21 protein-coding genes are annotated in these 16,566 nt (G+C 49.2%); all 21 read left to right on the top strand.

All coding sequences use genetic code 11. From position 1 onward, the window contains the following. Window positions 1-109: 109 nt before the first annotated feature. The 21 genes from HXW94_RS20430 (at window position 110) to HXW94_RS16155 (ending at window position 16,481) form a co-directional block, all read left to right on the top strand. Window positions 110-238, top strand: a complete 129-nt coding sequence (locus tag HXW94_RS20430; RefSeq protein ID WP_425484225.1) for a helix-turn-helix domain-containing protein — start codon at window positions 110-112, stop codon at window positions 236-238. An 8-nt stretch (window positions 239-246) separates the two neighbouring features. Next, window positions 247-564, top strand: coding sequence for a VanZ family protein (locus HXW94_RS16250; protein ID WP_178367948.1), 318 nt, complete (start codon window positions 247-249; stop codon window positions 562-564). 310 nt (window positions 565-874) lie between these two features. Next, window positions 875-1,879 (top strand): Rpn family recombination-promoting nuclease/putative transposase, encoded by a 1,005-nt coding sequence (locus HXW94_RS16245; RefSeq protein WP_178367947.1) that lies wholly within the window; start codon window positions 875-877, stop codon window positions 1,877-1,879. 364 nt (window positions 1,880-2,243) lie between these two features. Then, window positions 2,244-2,510, top strand: a complete 267-nt coding sequence (locus HXW94_RS16240; protein ID WP_178367946.1) for a type II toxin-antitoxin system RelE family toxin — start codon at window positions 2,244-2,246, stop codon at window positions 2,508-2,510. Further along, window positions 2,491-2,850, top strand: a complete 360-nt coding sequence (locus HXW94_RS20170) for a helix-turn-helix domain-containing protein (protein ID WP_178367945.1) — start codon at window positions 2,491-2,493, stop codon at window positions 2,848-2,850. The genes HXW94_RS16240 and HXW94_RS20170 overlap by 20 nt, the downstream gene beginning before the upstream one ends. 217 nt (window positions 2,851-3,067) lie before the next feature. Next, the gene (locus HXW94_RS16230; protein WP_246294145.1) at window positions 3,068-3,298 is read left to right on the top strand and encodes a type II toxin-antitoxin system HicB family antitoxin; all 231 of its coding nucleotides are present in this window, start codon (window positions 3,068-3,070) and stop codon (window positions 3,296-3,298) included. A 403-nt stretch (window positions 3,299-3,701) separates the two neighbouring features. Then, window positions 3,702-4,007, top strand: a complete 306-nt coding sequence (locus HXW94_RS16225) for a DUF4258 domain-containing protein (RefSeq protein ID WP_178367944.1) — start codon at window positions 3,702-3,704, stop codon at window positions 4,005-4,007. Then, complete coding sequence (locus HXW94_RS16220) at window positions 4,004-4,255, top strand: type II toxin-antitoxin system MqsA family antitoxin (RefSeq protein WP_178367943.1); 252 nt, start codon at window positions 4,004-4,006, stop codon at window positions 4,253-4,255. Before HXW94_RS16225 ends, HXW94_RS16220 begins: the two co-directional genes overlap by 4 nt. A gap of 215 nt (window positions 4,256-4,470) precedes the next feature. Beyond that, entirely contained in the window at window positions 4,471-6,453 is a 1,983-nt protein-coding gene (locus HXW94_RS16215) for a sugar transferase (protein WP_178367952.1), read from the top strand. A gap of 380 nt (window positions 6,454-6,833) precedes the next feature. Then, complete coding sequence (locus HXW94_RS16210) at window positions 6,834-7,208, top strand: GxxExxY protein (RefSeq protein ID WP_178367942.1); 375 nt, start codon at window positions 6,834-6,836, stop codon at window positions 7,206-7,208. Window positions 7,209-7,268: 60 nt separating this feature from the next. Further along, window positions 7,269-8,216, top strand: coding sequence for a Gfo/Idh/MocA family protein (locus HXW94_RS16205; protein WP_178367941.1), 948 nt, complete (start codon window positions 7,269-7,271; stop codon window positions 8,214-8,216). 11 nt (window positions 8,217-8,227) lie between these two features. Then, window positions 8,228-8,809 carry an acyltransferase gene (locus HXW94_RS16200; protein ID WP_178367940.1) on the top strand — a complete coding sequence of 194 codons (582 nt, stop codon included), beginning with the start codon at window positions 8,228-8,230 and terminating at the stop codon, window positions 8,807-8,809. Between the two features lie 27 nt (window positions 8,810-8,836). After that, window positions 8,837-10,039, top strand: a complete 1,203-nt coding sequence (locus HXW94_RS16195) for a DegT/DnrJ/EryC1/StrS family aminotransferase (RefSeq protein WP_178367939.1) — start codon at window positions 8,837-8,839, stop codon at window positions 10,037-10,039. A gap of 142 nt (window positions 10,040-10,181) precedes the next feature. Beyond that, window positions 10,182-10,466 (top strand): RRXRR domain-containing protein, encoded by a 285-nt coding sequence (locus HXW94_RS16190; RefSeq protein WP_178367938.1) that lies wholly within the window; start codon window positions 10,182-10,184, stop codon window positions 10,464-10,466. Window positions 10,467-10,725: 259 nt separating this feature from the next. Continuing rightward, a complete protein-coding gene (locus tag HXW94_RS16185) occupies window positions 10,726-11,922 on the top strand; it encodes an O-antigen ligase family protein (protein WP_246294143.1) in 1,197 nt (398 codons plus the stop codon). A gap of 131 nt (window positions 11,923-12,053) precedes the next feature. Then, window positions 12,054-13,163, top strand: a complete 1,110-nt coding sequence (locus HXW94_RS16180) for a DUF262 domain-containing protein (RefSeq protein ID WP_246294141.1) — start codon at window positions 12,054-12,056, stop codon at window positions 13,161-13,163. After that, window positions 13,160-14,206 carry an AAA family ATPase gene (locus tag HXW94_RS16175; protein ID WP_178367936.1) on the top strand — a complete coding sequence of 349 codons (1,047 nt, stop codon included), beginning with the start codon at window positions 13,160-13,162 and terminating at the stop codon, window positions 14,204-14,206. The genes HXW94_RS16180 and HXW94_RS16175 overlap by 4 nt, the downstream gene beginning before the upstream one ends. Then, window positions 14,206-14,907 carry a hypothetical protein gene (locus HXW94_RS16170; RefSeq protein WP_178367935.1) on the top strand — a complete coding sequence of 234 codons (702 nt, stop codon included), beginning with the start codon at window positions 14,206-14,208 and terminating at the stop codon, window positions 14,905-14,907. Before HXW94_RS16175 ends, HXW94_RS16170 begins: the two co-directional genes overlap by 1 nt. A gap of 239 nt (window positions 14,908-15,146) precedes the next feature. Then, entirely contained in the window at window positions 15,147-15,248 is a 102-nt protein-coding gene (locus HXW94_RS16165; protein WP_246294140.1) for a sugar transferase, read from the top strand. Continuing rightward, window positions 15,249-15,998: an O-antigen ligase family protein gene (locus tag HXW94_RS16160; protein ID WP_246294138.1), complete on the top strand. Its 750-nt coding sequence runs from the start codon at window positions 15,249-15,251 to the stop codon at window positions 15,996-15,998. Between the two features lie 174 nt (window positions 15,999-16,172). Further along, entirely contained in the window at window positions 16,173-16,481 is a 309-nt protein-coding gene (locus HXW94_RS16155; RefSeq protein ID WP_218576769.1) for a helix-turn-helix domain-containing protein, read from the top strand. The last annotated feature ends 85 nt before the right edge of the window (window positions 16,482-16,566 follow it).

Genomic DNA, 16,566 nt, shown 5'->3' with positions numbered 1-16,566 from the left:
CTTACAAAGATAAGGAATAGAGGCTGCGGGTTTCAGCCACTTAAGGTGTTTACATTTTAATAAAAAACTCTAATTGAATCGTAAATTAAATACTTTTGATTACTATTTAATGAGATTTTATAACCTGATAAGTGACTATGAAAGAGGGAAACGTCGTCTTACGCCAGACATGGCAAAACGGATTGCAGAAAGCCTTAACATTAATGTAGAACGACTATCTCAATGCGAATCGGGATAGGACTCTCCATGTTGACGGATATGTTTGTATTTGAGCTGCGGCTGGATTATCTGGTGCATGGGCTGGTGTTTCTGCCGGTGCCGGTGTTGTGGTGTATGGGGTTTTCCGGGCATCCGATCTGGGCGGTGGTATTGGTATGCCTGGCCCTGGCCGTGGGGCTGGAAGGGGTTCAATATCTGCTGCCCTGGCGGGCCTGGAATGTGAACGATGCCCTTGGGAATAGTGCTGGGTTGATTTTGGGGGCTGGGTGCGAGATGATCCGGAGATGGGTGGGTTACGGTTTTTTAACCACGGAAGACACGGAAGGGCACGGAAATGAGTTTTGATTTTACATATTCAGCGCAAGCCCTTGTGTAATACGGTTTATCCCTTCTGCTTTTCTTCGTACTCGCTTTTTCTCGATTTTCCTCAATGATTTTGTTTTGCTCTTTCTGAAGACCACACCTCCTTGTAAAAAAATATGGCCTTGATCACCGTTTCGCCCAATGCTTGAAAGGTAGATTGGGTTGAGGAACGAAACCCAACAAATACAAAATGTTGGGTTTCACTTCGTTCAACCCAACCTACACGGTGGACCAAACGATGATCAAGGTCAAAAATATTGACTGAAAAATCAGGGCCGGATAAAATTTGATTATGGTGGAACATGAAAATAACATAGAGGTTATTAATCCGCATGATAAGCTGTTTCGGGAGACTTACAGAGACAAGGAGAATGTCCGCAGCTTTTTGAACCAGTACCTGCCGGATCAGGTACTGAAACTGGTGGATCTGTCCACTCTGGAGATCAGCAAGGACAGTTTCATTGAAAAAGATCTGGCCGACTATTATTCCGATATCCTGTACCGGGTTATGCTCAAGGATGGCAGTGCCGGATTGATATATATGCTGTTTGAGCATAAAAGCTATCACGACAAATATGTCCATCTTCAGCTGCTGGAATATATGCTCAAGATCTGGCGTTTGTACATCAAACAGCACAAGGGTAGAAGGAGATCGGTCAAGCTGCCTGTTGTGATTCCGTTGCTGATTTGTCATGCCGGAAAAGAGTGGCCGGAAGATGGTGTGCGGCTGACATCGCTGCTGTCCGGTCCGGTAGATGAGCTTGCCGGGTACATCCCGGATTTCGGATTTGAACTGTACGATCTGCATCGGTTTTCCGATGATCAGATAAAAGGCACCATCATGGGGCGGGTGATGTTGCTGCTGTTCAAGTACATTTTCAAACCTGAGCTGAAGCACAAGCTGCCGGAGATCTTTTCTCTGCTGGGGATATTGATGAAAAAAGAGACCGGACTGCAATATCTGGAGACGGTGATCCGGTACCTGGCATCGGTGCTGGATGAGGAGGATCTGTCATTGCAGCAAATAAAGGAGATGGCGGAGCAGGCGATCTCTAAAGAGACAGGGAGGTATATCATGACATTGGCGGAGAAACTTCGGAAAGAAGGTGAGAAAAAAGGTGAGCTGAAAGGCTTTAGAGAAGCCATTGAATTGGGCATTACCCTTAAATTTCCGGGAGATTTTGATGCGATAATGGCTAAAGTGAATAAAATTGATGATGTGGAAATGCTGGTAAAGATTATAGAGGCGATTAAAACCGGAAAAGATGAGGCGGAGATTTGGGCTTTGGTGGATTAGGGTGGTCAGTTCTGGGTGCTTTGAGATTTTAGCCGCAGATGAACGCAGATAAAAATGTTTTGACTGAAAAATCAGGGCCGGATAAAATTTGATTATGGCGGAACATGAAAATAACATTGAAAAAGATCTGGCCGACTATTATTCCGATATCCTGTACCGGGTTATGCTCAAGGATGGCAGTGCCGGATAATCAGATAAAAGGCAGCATCGTATAGCATTTACTGCAGCTGCATCTCGTAGAGGAGCCTTCGCTTTAGCTGTGATTTTCGACAACCCGCTCGGCTTTGTCCCCGTCGGCTGACTTCTCCGTCCGGACTGCAAAAAAAGTCTTGCCTTGTAGTCATAAAGTGATTACATATATAGTATGAATTATCAGGTTATCATCAAAAAGAAAGCTCTTAAAGGGATCAGACAATTACCTGTGAATGTTCAGAAAAAGATGAGATTATTGGTCGACGATTTAAAAGAAAATGGTCCAGTGGCCTACGATTGGCCTAACTACAGCAAGCTTTCCGCCATAGAATATCATTGCCATCTTTCAAGAAAATGGGTGGCATGTTGGCGTATGGAAGAAGAAACCATTGAAATAGAGGTGTATTATGCAGGCTCGCGTGAAAACGCCCCATACTAGTATTCATATTCAAGGAAAGATTCCATCTCGTATTCTTGAAATGCTTAGGAATGAATATGGAGGTGACCTTAAAATATACGAAGGAGACGAAGAATACATTGAAATAACCGAAAGTGATTGGTACAAAGAAGTAGCAGAGATAACTACTCCTGGTGATGCTATGCGCATTTACCGTAAAAATAATCAATTAACCCAAGAGCAGTTGGGTAAAAAATTGGGAAATGTTTCTAGACAGATTGTATCTAACATGGAGCGTGGTACACGTTCTATCAGCCTTGCTACTGCTAAAAAACTTTCTATAATATTTAATGTTCCGGCTAGTCGTTTTCTTGATTTATAGACTTGTAATAATATTAGGAAACAAGAGGGCGAAGCGCCTGTTACCCTCATTTTCGTCCTGCATTATTGCTGTCTTTAGTTTCATTATATGACGTTGATTCGTCTTTTTGAATCTGAAGGCTTTGTGGATGCGAAATGATCCGCGGGTGGGTTAAGGTTTTTTAACCACGGAATACACGGAAGGGCACGGAAATGAGTTTTGATTTTTTGAGGTGGCTATGAAAAAAATGATTAAGATTGAAATATATCATGATGGTGAGTTTTATTGTGCCAGGTGTATTGATGACTTAGATATTTTCAGCCAAGGGAAAACACTTGATGAAGTGGTTAAAAATATTAAAGAATCCATAATGTTATATTTTGAGGATGAGCCTTTGGAACTGGCCGGGTTTGATCCGAATCCTTATGATCACCTGGGGCAAGGTGATGCGCAAACTGTGGCTGGATGAGCTGCCCATGCTGTACAACTGGGGCAAAGGTGATTTCGGCCAGGTGGGGGGGGGCAGCCCCTGAGCTTTCAGTACCTGAGCCTGTATGATCCGGAGCTGCAGGAGCTGCGCAAAAAAATCCGGCCCGGGCTGGTGTAGCCGTTTTACGCCGACCTGCCTGAGACGTTTGAGGAGATATGTGAGTCGAAGTGGCGATATATCAAAGCGTTTCTGGCCCATCCGATCAAAACCTATATTCGATATTTCTTCAGATTCTTTATAAACATCGCCTTTAAAGGTGCCGGGAGTAAATAGTGGTGGGGTCAGCTAACTCACGGATGGGTTGCAAATATCTGTTGGCAGATCATGAATTTAAACGTATTCATGACCAAAAAAAAGTTGCTTGAACGGGTCGTTATGAATTATGAATATTGACGTAATAAAGAGTCGCGTAAAGGCTGATTTGTATGTTTATTCGTTGCATGCTGAAATAGAACGTAAAGCAGATTCTTTAACTTTCGAGGAAATTGAACTGGCTCTATTGTCCGGTGAGATGCTGGAAGATTATCCAGATACGGGTAGAGGAGAGAGTTGTTTGGTTCTTGGATTCGCTCACCACACACCCATCCATATCGTTTGTGGTTGGCGAGGGGAACAACTTTGTATTATAACAGTCTATGTTCCAAAGCCTCCCAAATTTATCACTCCGTGGAAGAGAGGTGAAAAATGATTAAGAAATGTTTTTTTTGTGGCGGTAATGAATATGAATCAAAAAAAACAGATTATTTGTATTCATACAAGGGTAATTATTTACTTGTACCAAATACGCCTGTAGAAATTTGTAGTACTTGTGGGATGGTTTTCTACGAAGCGGCTGTTTTGAAAAAGATCGAAAAGCATTTTTTTGCAATTCAAAAAAGAGAGGAACAGCCTGACTCTTATATTCAATTGCCTCAAATGGCGTTTGAAGAAGTCTGATCCTCTTAACACTTAGATTAACCACGGAAGACACGGAAGGACACGGAAATGGGGTTGTTTTTTGAAGATGAGACTTCTGTGGTTTGTGGTGCTGTTGGCTGAAAACAACGAACTTAAAATATTCATTGAGCGCTTTGCGCTCTAATTTTTCAGTGCTTTCCGTGCCTTCCGTGGTTATAAAAACAGATAAAATCAATAAAAACATGACCGAAAATATGCAGAAACTGAAGCTGACAACGTTTCGGCTGATCGGGGTGGATGTCATCCTGATCAGTCTTTCATTTTTTGTGATCAACTATATCAAGCGAGGATCGCTGAGCTTGTCGGAAGGTTATGGCTGGCTCCTGGTCCTGTTTTACCTGTGCTGGGTGCTGTCCGGCCTGGTGGGGAAAAAATTTCTGCCGGGGGCATATCAGGGATATTTAAAAGGGTTACAGGTGTTGCTCAAATCCGGGTTGTATCTCACCTACATGATTGTGTTCCTGGTGGTCATGCTGGGGTTGAGTCAATATTCCCGGGTGCAGGTGTTTGCCACCTGCGGCATACTGTTTTTGATGGAGATGGTGATCTGGTCTGCGGGGTATCGGTATGTTGTTCCCTTTGTCGGGCAGCCGGATGATTTATACGCGACGATAGACGAAGCGGAATCTGCCGGGCGTGATTCTCCGTTTTCATATCGGTTTCTGGGGTTGGATTTTATCCTGTTGGTGACGGCGTTTTTTGCGGTTAACTGGCTCAAGCAGGACCGGTTGGCACTGCCGCCCGGGTATGACCGCCTGGGTTTGATTCTGGTAGGGGTGTGGTTCGGGCTTTCCCTGGCCGGGAGCAAATTTAACCTAATCGGGCAGAAAAATTTCTACTTTGCCCTGTGGCAGTGGATTAAAACCGGGCTGCTCATGCTCACCACATTCGGGGTGCTGGTGTTTGGATTTCGCATGTTCAACTACTCCAGATTCCAGGGATTCGGCACCATAGTGGTATTCATGGGCCTGGAATGGCTGGCTTTGCTGCTCTATTTTTCCACGCGCAAATACAGTCATGCCGAGTCGGATATTGAATCGGTCGGGCAGGTCAAAAAGCTGATTGGCCAGGAAGAGTATGATCTGAATGTGGATCTGGAAACAGTGCGTGCGCGCATGATGGCACCCTGTACCCATAAATTGCGGCGGTTTTTTGATTCGGAGAATCCGGCGTTTTTTAATTTTTTGTCCGCCCATGTGGATCTGCAGGATATTCGCTGTGTGGAGAGTCTGGTGGACCGCAGTTGCGAGCCTTTTCTCATGAGGGATGACCAATTGATGCTGCGGCTGTATATCAGCATGCATAAGCTTAATGACTGCCGGCGGTTGAATGTCCATTTTCTCCAGCTCCATCAGATGATCATGCCCGGAGGGTATTTTGCCGGGTATGCCCATACCATCAGGACCCATAGAAACTGGATTTATGGAAAATATCCCCGGCAGCTTGCCCATATCGTATATGTGCTGGATTTTATGGTTCACCGGATGATGCCCAAGCTGCCCTGGGTGCAGAAGGTCTATTTTGCCGTGACCAAGGGGAAAAACCGGGTGATTTCCCAGGCAGAGGTGCTGGGGCGGCTGTGTTTCTGCGGATTTGAAATCGTGGCAACAGAGAATATCGATAACCGTTTACATTTCATTGCCCGAAAGGTCAAAACATCCTCTCTGGACCGGAGTCCCACGTATGGGCCCCTGGTGGCCCTGAAGCGCTCCGGATTTGGGGGGGGCGTGGTTAACACATACAAGTTCCGGACCATGCATCCTTATTCCGAATACCTCCAGCAGTATATGTATGATCTGCATGGCCTGCAAAAAGGGGGCAAGATCGAGAATGATTTCCGCATGACCACCTGGGGCAAGGTGATGCGCAAGCTCTGGATTGATGAATTGCCCATGTTTTACAACTGGTTTAAGGGCGATTTCGGGCTGGTGGGGGTGCGGCCCCTGAGTTTTCAGTATTTGAGTCTGTATGATGCGGATCTGCAGGAATTAAGAAAGAAGGTGCGGCCGGGGTTGATTCCGCCGTTTTATGCGGACCTGCCGGAGACGTTTGAGGAGATCTGTGAGTCTGAGCGGCGGTATATCCGGGCGTTTTTGGATCGACCGATTCGAACACAGATTGTTTATTTCTGGAAATCTTTTGTGAATATCGCTATAAAAGGTGCTCGGAGTAAATGATTTTTAACCACGGAATACACGGAAATACACGGAAAAAATTATAAATTAAGCGCTTTGCGCTCTAAATTTCCGTGCCCTTCCGTGTATTCCGTGGTTAATAAATATCAATAAACGGAAGCTACGGGAATGGAGTTGATTTTTGAAGACGAGACGTATGTGATTCGAACACAGATTGTTTATTTCTGAAAATCTTTTGTGAATATCGCTATAAAAGGTGCTCGGAGTAAATGATTTTTAACCACGGAGTAAATGATTTTTAACCACGGAATACACGGAAATACACGGAAAAAATTATAAATTAAGCGCTTTGCGCTCTAAATTTCCGTGCCCTTCCGTGTATTCCGTGGTTAATAAATATCAATAAACGGGAAGCTACGGGAATGGAGTTGATTTTTGAAGACGAGACGTATGTGATTCGTGGTGCTGTCTTTGAGGTTTACAAAGAGATGGGCTGCGGGTTTCTGGAAGCAGTTTATCAGGAGTGTCTGGAAAAAGAGTTAGGCAAACGGGGTATTCCCTTTGTTGCTCAGCAGGAGATCCAGTTGAGGTATAAAGGCGAAGCGCTTCATCAAACCTACAAACCGGATTTGATCTGTTACAAAAAAATTTTATTGGAGTTAAAAGCGGTTAAGGAGATCGCGCCTGAACATAAAGCACAGGTTATCAACTACCTGAAAGCAACAAATTTGGAGTTGGGATTACTAATCAACTTCGGCAGGCACCCAAAGGTACAGATTGAGCGCTTTGCGCTCTAAATTTCAGTGCTTTCCGTGTATTCCGTGGTTATAAAATAAAAAGGAGAAATAACGACACAAATGGAGAAAAATTTTGCACTCATCGGCGCGGCCGGATATGTAGCGCCCCGGCATATGCGCGCCATTGCGGATACGGGGAATCGTCTGGTTGCAGCCCTGGACCGGAATGATTCGGTAGGGATTATTGACAGTTATTTTCCGGAGGCGGCATTTTTTACGGAATTTGAGCGATTTGACCGGCATGTGGAAAAGCTGCGGCGCAAAGGCGACGGAGCCATTGACTATGTCAGCATCTGCTCGCCCAACTATATCCATGATGCCCATATGCGGTTTGCCCTGCGAATCGGCGCGGATGCCGTCTGCGAAAAACCCCTGGTGCTCAACCCCTGGAACCTGGATGCCCTGGCTGAGATTCAGGCTGACAACGGTGCGCGGGTCTGGAACATCCTGCAGCTGCGGTTACACCCGAGTATCATCGCACTCAAGGAAAAGGTGGCTGCCGAGCTGGCAGAGAATCCGGACAAGATATATGATGTTGATCTGACCTATCTCACCTCCCGGGGGCAGTGGTACTTTGTCTCCTGGAAAGGGGACCTGGAAAAATCCGGGGGGATCGCCACCAACATCGGGATACATTTTTTCGACATGCTCATCTGGATTTTCGGGGCAGTCAAGACCAACATTGTACACAAGTCCGACCCGGACCTGGCTGCCGGATACTTTGACCTGGCCAATGCCCGGGTTCGGTGGTTTTTGAGCGTGAATGCCGACTATCTGCCGGTCGAAGCCACATCCAAGGGCATGCGTACCTATCGCTCCATTCAGGTGGACGGAGAAGAAATTGAATTTTCCGGCGGGTTTACGGATCTGCATACCCTGAGTTACCAGGAGATTCTGGCCGGCAGGGGATTTCCTCTGGAAGAGGCCCGTCCCAGCCTGGAAACCGTGTATACGATCCGCAATGCCGACGTATCCACGCAGACCGGCGAACGCCATCCGTTTCTATAGGAAGCAGACCGATGACATTTATACATGAAACAGCGATTGTGGATGACGGTGCTGTAATCGGTGCCGGGACCCGGGTCTGGCACTGGGTACATATCTGCGGCGGTGCCGTGATCGGTGAGGGCTGTTCCCTGGGCCAGAACGTGTTTGTGGGGAACAAGGTGACCATCGGCAACAATGTCAAGATCCAGAATAATGTGTCGGTGTATGACAATGTTGTGCTGGCGGATGACGTGTTTTGCGGACCATCCATGGTGTTCACCAATGTGTACAATCCTCGGTCTGCCATATCCAGAAAAGAGGAATACCAATTTACCCGGGTGGCAAAAGGTGTGACGCTGGGGGCCAACTGTACCATTGTGTGCGGCAACGATATCGGCGCGTATGCGTTTGTGGGGGCCGGCGCGGTTGTGAACCGGCCGGTGAAGCCCTATGCCCTGATGGTGGGGGTGCCGGCCCGTCACGTCGGATGGATGAGCCGGTTCGGCGAACAGCTGGATCTGCCGCTGACCGGTGAGGGTGAAGCGATTTGTCCCCACACCGGTGATTGTTATCAACTTATGGGATCAGACGTCAGCTTTGTTGCCAACGGTTGACTTCTGAGTCTGAAACGTGGAGTGTTTATGCAGTTTATAGATCTTGCAGCACAGCAGAAAAAAATAAGGGCCGGGATTGACCGGCGGATCAGCCAGGTGCTTGATCATGGAAAATATATCATGGGTCCGGAGGTGTTCGAGCTGGAAGCGATGCTGGCGGAGTATGTGGGCGTATCCCACTGCATCTCCTGTGCCTCGGGTACGGATGCGCTGCTCATGGCCCTCATGGCCCTGGAGATCCAGTCCGGCGATGAAGTGATCACCGTACCCTATACCTGGATCTCCACGGCTGAAGTGATTGCCCTGCTGGGGGCCAGGCCCGTATTTGTGGATATTCTGCCGGACACGTTCAACATGGACCCGGACAAGATCGAGGCGGTCATCACGTCGAAAACCCGGGCCATCATGCCCGTGGGCATCTACGGCCAGTGTGCGGACATGACCCGGATCAACGCCATTGCGGAGCGGCACGGCATCCCGGTCATCGAGGATGGCGCCCAAAGCTTTGGTGCCACACACCACGGCAGGCAGTCGTGTAATCAATCACGGATCGGGTGTACATCGTTTTTTCCCTCCAAACCCCTGGGGTGCTATGGAGACGGGGGCGCCATCTTTACGTCGGACCATGATCTTACGGACCGGATGCGCCAGATTCGCGTGCACGGTCAGAAGGTTAAACATCAGCATCCCCGGGTGGGCATCAACGGCCGGCTGGACACCCTCCAGGCCGCGATTCTGTTGGAAAAGTTCACCCTGTTTCCCGGGGAATGCAAGGCCCGGGAACAGATCGGGCGGCGCTACGACACGTTGCTGACGGATATTCCCGGCATCACCACCCCGGTCATCGCGCCGGGTAACACCTCGGTCTATGCGCAGTACACCATCTTGTCCAAAGACCGGGAGGCCCTGTCGGCCGCCCTGAAGTCCCGGGATATTCCGTCTGTGGCTTATTATACGGCCCCGCTGCACCTCCAGGGTGCATTTGCCGATCTGGGGCATCAGCCCGGCGATTTCCCGGTATCGGAATATGTGGCAGCCCACTGTCTGAGCCTGCCCATGTCTCCCTATCTCACCCAAACCGACCAGGAAACGGTAGCCGGGCTTTGTTCCCGCAGTACCACAAATCCTGCTTTCCTGTCAACTACCCCTCGGCTAAAGACCGAGGGGCTTGAAAAGGCCCCAAAGTTGACCAGTCTAAGTGCTTCGAGCACTACGTTAGATCGGAAATAGGTACCCTGGGGTGCTCGCCAGCTCCAGGTTCTACGGCAAGTGGTTAAACAGGTTTAAGGGGTTAAGCCGGTGCTGCTTGCGCCAAACCCGATCATAACATTGACGCGGCAAACATTACCTTGGAAACAAGAGGATTTTTAAATTGAACGTATTTGTTCTGGATACAAACAAAAAGCCGCAGAATCCGGTACATCCGGCAAAGGGAAGACTGCTTTTGACAGAAGGGAAAGCCGCGGTTTTCAGACAGTTCCCCTTCACAATCATTTTGAAAGAGACCGTTTTGGACGTGGCATCAAACCCATTGCGGATCAAGATTGATCCGGGCAGTAGAGACACCGGAATTGCCGTGATTAACGACGATACCGGAGAAATTGTTTTTGCCATACGACGTGCTAAGGTCCGGTGCATGGCTACTAAATTATTATAAGGAGGGCGGCAATTCCTCCCCTGAGCTAAAGACTCAGGGGTTTCCTTGCCGCATTTGGCATCCTTCATTTACCAGTTTACACTTTTTGGAGCAAGCACCCTATTTTTTAGCAATCATTCCCCAAAAAAGTGTAAAGTACTTTGGGGGTGATATGAAGGATGCCCCGCATTTTATGAAAAACCCCGTATTTATAATTGTATGTCTATTAATTGCTATCTCTCCGCTACTCCGAGGGGGAGTACATCCCTGGGCCCAAACCTTGATCCAGATTATGGTAATTCTGGGCGGATTGCTGCTGATCGTGGCGCGGTACAAAAAAAAAGCCAGGTCCGGTAAACGCCGGTCGTCAACAAAGAACAACAGCCCGGACAGCCTGATACCGGGCCGATCCTTATGGTGGATCATTGGACCGGTGGCGGCCCTGGGCGTGTGGTCCACTGTGATGTCCCCCCATCCGGCCCTGGCCTTGCAGGGGCTGATCATGCTGGCCACCTACCTGGGATTTTTTTATCTGGTGGTGGTGTCGGTGAGAACCCGGGAGACGCAGCGGGCGCTGGTGTGGGTGGTGGCGGGAACGGCTGTTTTTTTGTGCGTGGTGGGGCTCTTAAAGCGGTTTGACATCCTGGTGTTTACCTGGTGGGATTATGCCCCGGAGCTGAGAAAAAATCATGGGGCCACACGACTCAGCGGCGTGTATGTCAATGCCAATCACATGGCCGGGTTCCTGGAAATGGCCATTCCCTTGGTTCTGGGGATGTTTTTAACCCGGTTGAGATCCGTGGAGCTCCGTATCGGCATGGTCTGTCTGGCGTTGTTTCTGATTGTGTGCCAGGCGTTGACCCTGTCCCGGGGCGGATGGACCGCCACGGCTGTGTCACTGGTATTCATGGTTACGGTGCTTTTGCTGAAAAAAGGATTTGCGCACAAACGGCTGGTGGCAACACTCCTGGGAACGGTGGTTGTAACGGCCTTGATCGTCATGGCCAGCACCCCGGTGGTGGACCGTATCACCACCCTGACCCAGGGGGAGATCGAGGAGAGCCTCACCGGCCGCTTGACCTACTGGGCGGGCACCCGGGCCATGATAAAAGACAACCTGGTTGCCGGTACCGGACCCGGAACCTTTGCGACGGCGTTTCCGCCTTACCAGGTGCCGGGATTGACCGTACTTCCCCGGTACGCCCACAGCGATTTTCTCCAGTTTCCCGCCGAGACCGGTATTTTGGCAATTGCAGTGATGGTGTGGCTGAGCTATTGGTTCTTCCGAATTGGTTTCACCCGCCTCAAAAGCCGCAGCCGCCAGACCCAGGGCATCACCCTGGGGACCATGGGCGCGGTCGTCGCCATCCTTGTCCACAGCTACTCCGACGGCAACCTCCAGATCCCTGCCAATGCCCTGCTTTTCACGGCCCTCGTCGCCGCCGGCCTCCGCTCCTTCTCCCTTCCCAGATCCTGATCCCGCCTTCCCAGTACCCAGTACCCAGTACCCAATGCGCGTGGGGTCAGGCCTGCTTATTTGGGTTGCCATTATTTGCCGCAAGGTTTATGTTATGTAAATTCATAAACTTTGCGGCCGATAAAAGGGCAATGATGAAAAATGACAAAGCCATGAAACAGCCGTCACTGGAATTGGAGAGCGAGGCAGGGCTGTCGGCCTGCTTTGAGGATGTTTATCCGGATGCCACGGTAAAGATCAGCAGAGACCAATACAGTGTTTTTGAGATCCGGCGGATGATAAGGGATACCGGGGAATTGATCCTTGATCCGGAATTCCAGCGCAAGCGTGTATGGAAACTCGAACAGGAGCGGGAATTGATCGAAAGTGTGCTTATGGGAATACCTATTCCCGTGTTTTATGTGTTCGAGGATATGGAAGGAAAAAAACAGATCGTGGACGGCCGGCAGCGTATCAGCGCCATTGTGAGGTATCTGGACAATGAATTTTTTTTGGATAATCTGAAAATGCTGCCGCAATTCGATAAAAAAAAATTCAACGAACTGGCGCCTCTCTATCAGAGTAAAATTGAACGGTATCAAGTGTCTGTCTATGTCATCGAACCGCCCACTCCGGAACGGGTAAAGTATGATATATTTGACCGGGTAAACCGTGGCGGAACACGGTTGAACAGCCAGGAAATGCGCCATGCCCTTTATTCAGGGGCTTCCACCCGGCTGTTGAAAAAACTGAGCAAATTTACGGCATTCAAAAAAGCCACCGGCAATGGTGTCAAAGGTGTTCGGATGCGGGATCAATATATTATTCTCCGGTTTCTGGGCTTCCATCTTTGGCGGCAGCAGGAACTGGAGTTTCAATACAAAAGCAAACCGGATGAGTTGCTGGCAATGGTGATGCAGACGATCAACAGCTTTTCCTCTGAACGGATCGAGGCCCTGGAGAAAATGTTCAATGTTGCCATGTCCCGGAGTTTTGAGGTGCTGGGCCCGGATGGATTCCGTTTCCAGACATACAATGTCAACAAAAGACCCATCAACATGGCGTTGTTTGAAGCAATGGCCCATTTTTTTGCTTTGGTGAATTTGGATGGTCTGGATAAGGCGGCGTTGAAAAAAGATCTTGATGAGCTGAAAATCGTATTTGACAACAGCGATTTTTTCAAGGGGCGGGTGGACAGCACCACAAGCGTTGAATATCGGTTCAAAGCGGTTGAAGCACTGGCGGGAAGGAAAGAAACATGATTGATCATCTGGAAATCAAATCGTTCAAATGCATTCGCCATGAATCACTTGATTTTGTCCCATTGACCCTGCTGGCAGGCCCCAACTCCTCTGGTAAATCAACGGTTATCCAGGCAATTTTGCTGGGAGCCGGTATTTGTGAACAGGAAAATCTGGTCCGCCTGAAAGAGGTTGTCAAGCCCTTTTCCCGGTTCTCGGAGGTGTATAACAGGTATGACAATGCGTCGTCAGTGGAGATCAAAATTACCGGCAGAGGGTGGGACGCGCCACTGTGCCGGACATTGAAGGCGGATGAACATGCTGTGACAGAACCGGTGGCGCCGGGCGTGCTGGCGTATGAATCCAACCTGTTTTATCTTTGTGCCAACAGGGTCGGTCCGGAAACACTGGCAGAGCTGAATCTGGAAATGAAAATCGGTGAGAGCGGGCAATATGCCCTGGGATATTTTGAGCGGCGCAAGGACAAGCCGGTTCATGAGTCCCTGGTTGTGGGCAGGGCGCCCGCCAAAACCCTGAAAGCCCAGGTTGCGTGGTGGCTGTCATTCATCACCGGTTATGACGTGGGGCCGGTTGTCGAAAAAGTAACCGAATTCCAGGTCAGGGTCAGTTTCAATACGCCGGAGATCGGGGAGGTATCGCCTTTGAACAGTGGGGCCGGAACCAGTTATCTGTTGAAGCTTCTGGTGATGTGTCTCACGGCGGAACCCGGGCATGTGCTGTTGATGGAAAATCCCGAAATCCATCTGCATCCGGCGGCCCAGGCCAGGCTGGGATGCCTGTTTGCGTTTCTGGCCTCAAGCGGGGTGGAGGTGATTGCGGAAACCCATTGCGAACACCTCGTGAACAGGGTCCGTTACGAAGTGTATAAAAAAAATCTGAGTGCTGAAAGTTGTGTTATTCATTACAAGCCGGACGACAAAACACCGTTTTCCCGTCTGGGTATCAATGAGCGGGGTCATTTTGTGGATCCGGACGGCCATGAAACAGTCTTTCCCGGCGGTTTTTTCGATTCTACGCTTTCTGAACTTCTGGAAATGAGCTGATGGATTATTCTCTGGTTCTCTCCGATTCGCTCTACGGCGAGTTTCATGCGTTTAAGCACGGCAGACCCCATGATGCAGTGCTGGTTGAAAAAATGCTGCACCTTTACAAACCGCCTTTGTTGACCAATGTCAGTCAGTTGAGGCGTCTGGGCATTGATGATGCGCCTCTTATGACCGGCCTGGCATCTGTCGGATTTGTAAATCAGGATTTGGACGAGCTTTCCAGGCTCACATTTTACAAGTTGATTCTTTCCCATGATTGTTGCGACTTCCCATACGTCGATGTTCACGGAGATCCGATACGCAGCAATTATACGTTGACCTGCGAACCAGGTGAAAAAAGGACCAAAATACATGCCTGGCTGAAGGCATTGCTGGCAAAGGCATCCTGGGTGGTGCTTCATGATCCCTACAGTGTTGAAAACTGGTCATCCACAAAACAATTCTTTGAGACGTTTTTCCCGAACAAGCCATTTTCTATCCATTGTACAGTCCCATTTCCGAAAGACAAAGTAAGGGAAATAAAGCGCATCTGCAGTGACTGGAAGCTGCCTAAAAACGCAGTTGTTGTCCGGGAGTTTCGTAAAAAGCACGACAGATACCTGATTATCGACAACAAGGTCCAGGTTATCATGACCAGCGGAATTGATTATCTTTTCGATGAGGACAAAGAGTGTACCATTATCGTCAGGAAACGTTAGCGGAGTGGCTGGGTCACCGTTCCGGGGGCCGACCGACTCATCTCTTCTGGGTCATTCATTGCCGCTTATTTTATCAAACGAGAATTCCTGCCCGGAGACTTGGGCTGTCTGTCCACTGTTCCCCAACTACTACCTGATGCTGCTGGTGATCATCCTCTGGTATCTGAGTTTCCGGGCGTTCGGAGTATACCGGTCCCAGCGCCAAGCCCCGTTGAGCCGGATCCTGATTCAAGGAATGGATGAAGCTGGATCTGGCATATATTGACAACTGGCCGTTGTGGAACGACACAAAGATTATTTTCAGAACGGTGTGGGTGATGCTCACCGGTTCCGGGAGGTAAATGAACCCGGGTGGTATGAAAAATTTGACGTTTTTGATGGTGCTGGCCATGTTTCTGATCCGGTCCAGGCCGGTAGAAGAGAAGATCGGTCTGATCTGTCTGGTTCTGTTTCTCATTGTCTGCCAGGCCCTGACCCTGTCCCGGGGCGGGTGGGCCGGCACGGCCGGTGCCTTGGTGTTCATGGCTGTGGTGCTGCTGCTCAAAAAAGGCTTCGCCCACAAGCGCCTGGTGGGATATCTGTTTGCCGGTACCGTGGTGACGGCCGTGATTGTGATGGCCTCCACCCCCGTGGTGGAACGGATCATGACCCTGACCCAGGGGGAGATGGAAGACAATATCGCCCACCGGCTCAATCTATGGGAGGGTACCCGGCACATGATCGCGGACAACCCGGTCGCCGGCACCGGGCCGGGCACCTTTGAAGTGGCGTATCCGCCGTATCAGCAACCCGGCTACACGGTTCTGGCCAGATACGCCCACAATGATTATCTCCAGTTCACCGCAGACACGGGCATCCTGGTCATCCCCCTGATGCTGTGGCTGCTCTATCTTTTTTTCAGGGCCGGGTTCAAAAAATTCAAACACCGCAGCCGCCAGACTTCCGGCATCGCCCTGGGCTGCATGGCTGCGGTCGTCGCCATCCTCGTCCACAGCTACTCCGACGGCAACCTCCAGATTCCTGCCAATGCCCTGCTTTTCACGGCCCTCGTCGCCGCCGGCCTCCGCTCTTTCTCCCTTCCCAGATCCTGATCCCGCCTTCCCAGTACCCAGTACCCAGTACCCAATACCCAGTACCCAATAAAGAAGATGGCCCGATACAAAAAAGTTGGCATAACTTTTCTCCTTTAGGGAAGGATTCATAGCATTGCCATTTGAATTATAGGCATGTGGCTTGTTGGACTTTCCGACAAGGGGAAATCGAAATTGAGGTGTATTATGTTGGCTCTCGTGAAAAAGCCCCGTATTGAGATTTCTCTTCAAGGTGAGAATGTTAATGAACTTATTGAATGGATAAGCAAGAAATATGAAGTAAATATTCTTGCTTCTGACCAAGATGAGAGTATCTCTATTGAACAGACTGATTTCTGGCAAGAAATGCAATCAAATAGGATAGGAAACCTTCTGTCTGCCGCACGACTTAAGGCGAATCTGTCACAATCACAACTCGCTGAAAAGCTCGGTATTCGTCAGAATATAGTCGATTTAAAAGTATTAAAAAATATCAATAAGTAATTTATTAAAATCATAAGTAGTGTTTTATATAGTAAAAATCCTGACCCGAAGGGCCAGGATTTGGGTTAAGCCCAGAGGGCATGAA

Origin of the sequence: Desulfobacter latus, assembly GCF_013389365.1 — a bacterium.
In the GTDB taxonomy this organism is placed as follows: domain Bacteria; phylum Desulfobacterota; class Desulfobacteria; order Desulfobacterales; family Desulfobacteraceae; genus Desulfobacter; species Desulfobacter latus.
Note: the sequence above shows the minus strand (reverse complement) of the source record. Positions and strands in the feature narration are given on the sequence as shown.

Bases quoted from the DNA above. Each gene is read 5' to 3' on its own strand.
- HXW94_RS20430 (WP_425484225.1), top strand. From the start codon at position 110: ATGAGATTTTATAACCTGATAAGTGACTATGAAAGAGGGAAACGTCGT.
- HXW94_RS16250 (WP_178367948.1), top strand. From the start codon at position 247: ATGTTGACGGATATGTTTGTATTTGAGCTGCGGCTGGATTATCTGGTG.
- HXW94_RS16245 (WP_178367947.1), top strand. From the start codon at position 875: ATGGTGGAACATGAAAATAACATAGAGGTTATTAATCCGCATGATAAG.
- HXW94_RS16240 (WP_178367946.1), top strand. From the start codon at position 2,244: ATGAATTATCAGGTTATCATCAAAAAGAAAGCTCTTAAAGGGATCAGA.
- HXW94_RS16230 (WP_246294145.1), top strand. From the start codon at position 3,068: ATGAAAAAAATGATTAAGATTGAAATATATCATGATGGTGAGTTTTAT.
- HXW94_RS16225 (WP_178367944.1), top strand. From the start codon at position 3,702: ATGAATATTGACGTAATAAAGAGTCGCGTAAAGGCTGATTTGTATGTT.
- HXW94_RS16220 (WP_178367943.1), top strand. From the start codon at position 4,004: ATGATTAAGAAATGTTTTTTTTGTGGCGGTAATGAATATGAATCAAAA.
- HXW94_RS16215 (WP_178367952.1), top strand. From the start codon at position 4,471: ATGCAGAAACTGAAGCTGACAACGTTTCGGCTGATCGGGGTGGATGTC.
- HXW94_RS16210 (WP_178367942.1), top strand. From the start codon at position 6,834: ATGGAGTTGATTTTTGAAGACGAGACGTATGTGATTCGTGGTGCTGTC.
- HXW94_RS16205 (WP_178367941.1), top strand. From the start codon at position 7,269: ATGGAGAAAAATTTTGCACTCATCGGCGCGGCCGGATATGTAGCGCCC.
- HXW94_RS16200 (WP_178367940.1), top strand. From the start codon at position 8,228: ATGACATTTATACATGAAACAGCGATTGTGGATGACGGTGCTGTAATC.
- HXW94_RS16195 (WP_178367939.1), top strand. From the start codon at position 8,837: ATGCAGTTTATAGATCTTGCAGCACAGCAGAAAAAAATAAGGGCCGGG.
- HXW94_RS16180 (WP_246294141.1), top strand. From the start codon at position 12,054: ATGATGAAAAATGACAAAGCCATGAAACAGCCGTCACTGGAATTGGAG.
- HXW94_RS16175 (WP_178367936.1), top strand. From the start codon at position 13,160: ATGATTGATCATCTGGAAATCAAATCGTTCAAATGCATTCGCCATGAA.
- HXW94_RS16170 (WP_178367935.1), top strand. From the start codon at position 14,206: ATGGATTATTCTCTGGTTCTCTCCGATTCGCTCTACGGCGAGTTTCAT.
- HXW94_RS16165 (WP_246294140.1), top strand. From the start codon at position 15,147: ATGAAGCTGGATCTGGCATATATTGACAACTGGCCGTTGTGGAACGAC.
- HXW94_RS16160 (WP_246294138.1), top strand. From the start codon at position 15,249: ATGAACCCGGGTGGTATGAAAAATTTGACGTTTTTGATGGTGCTGGCC.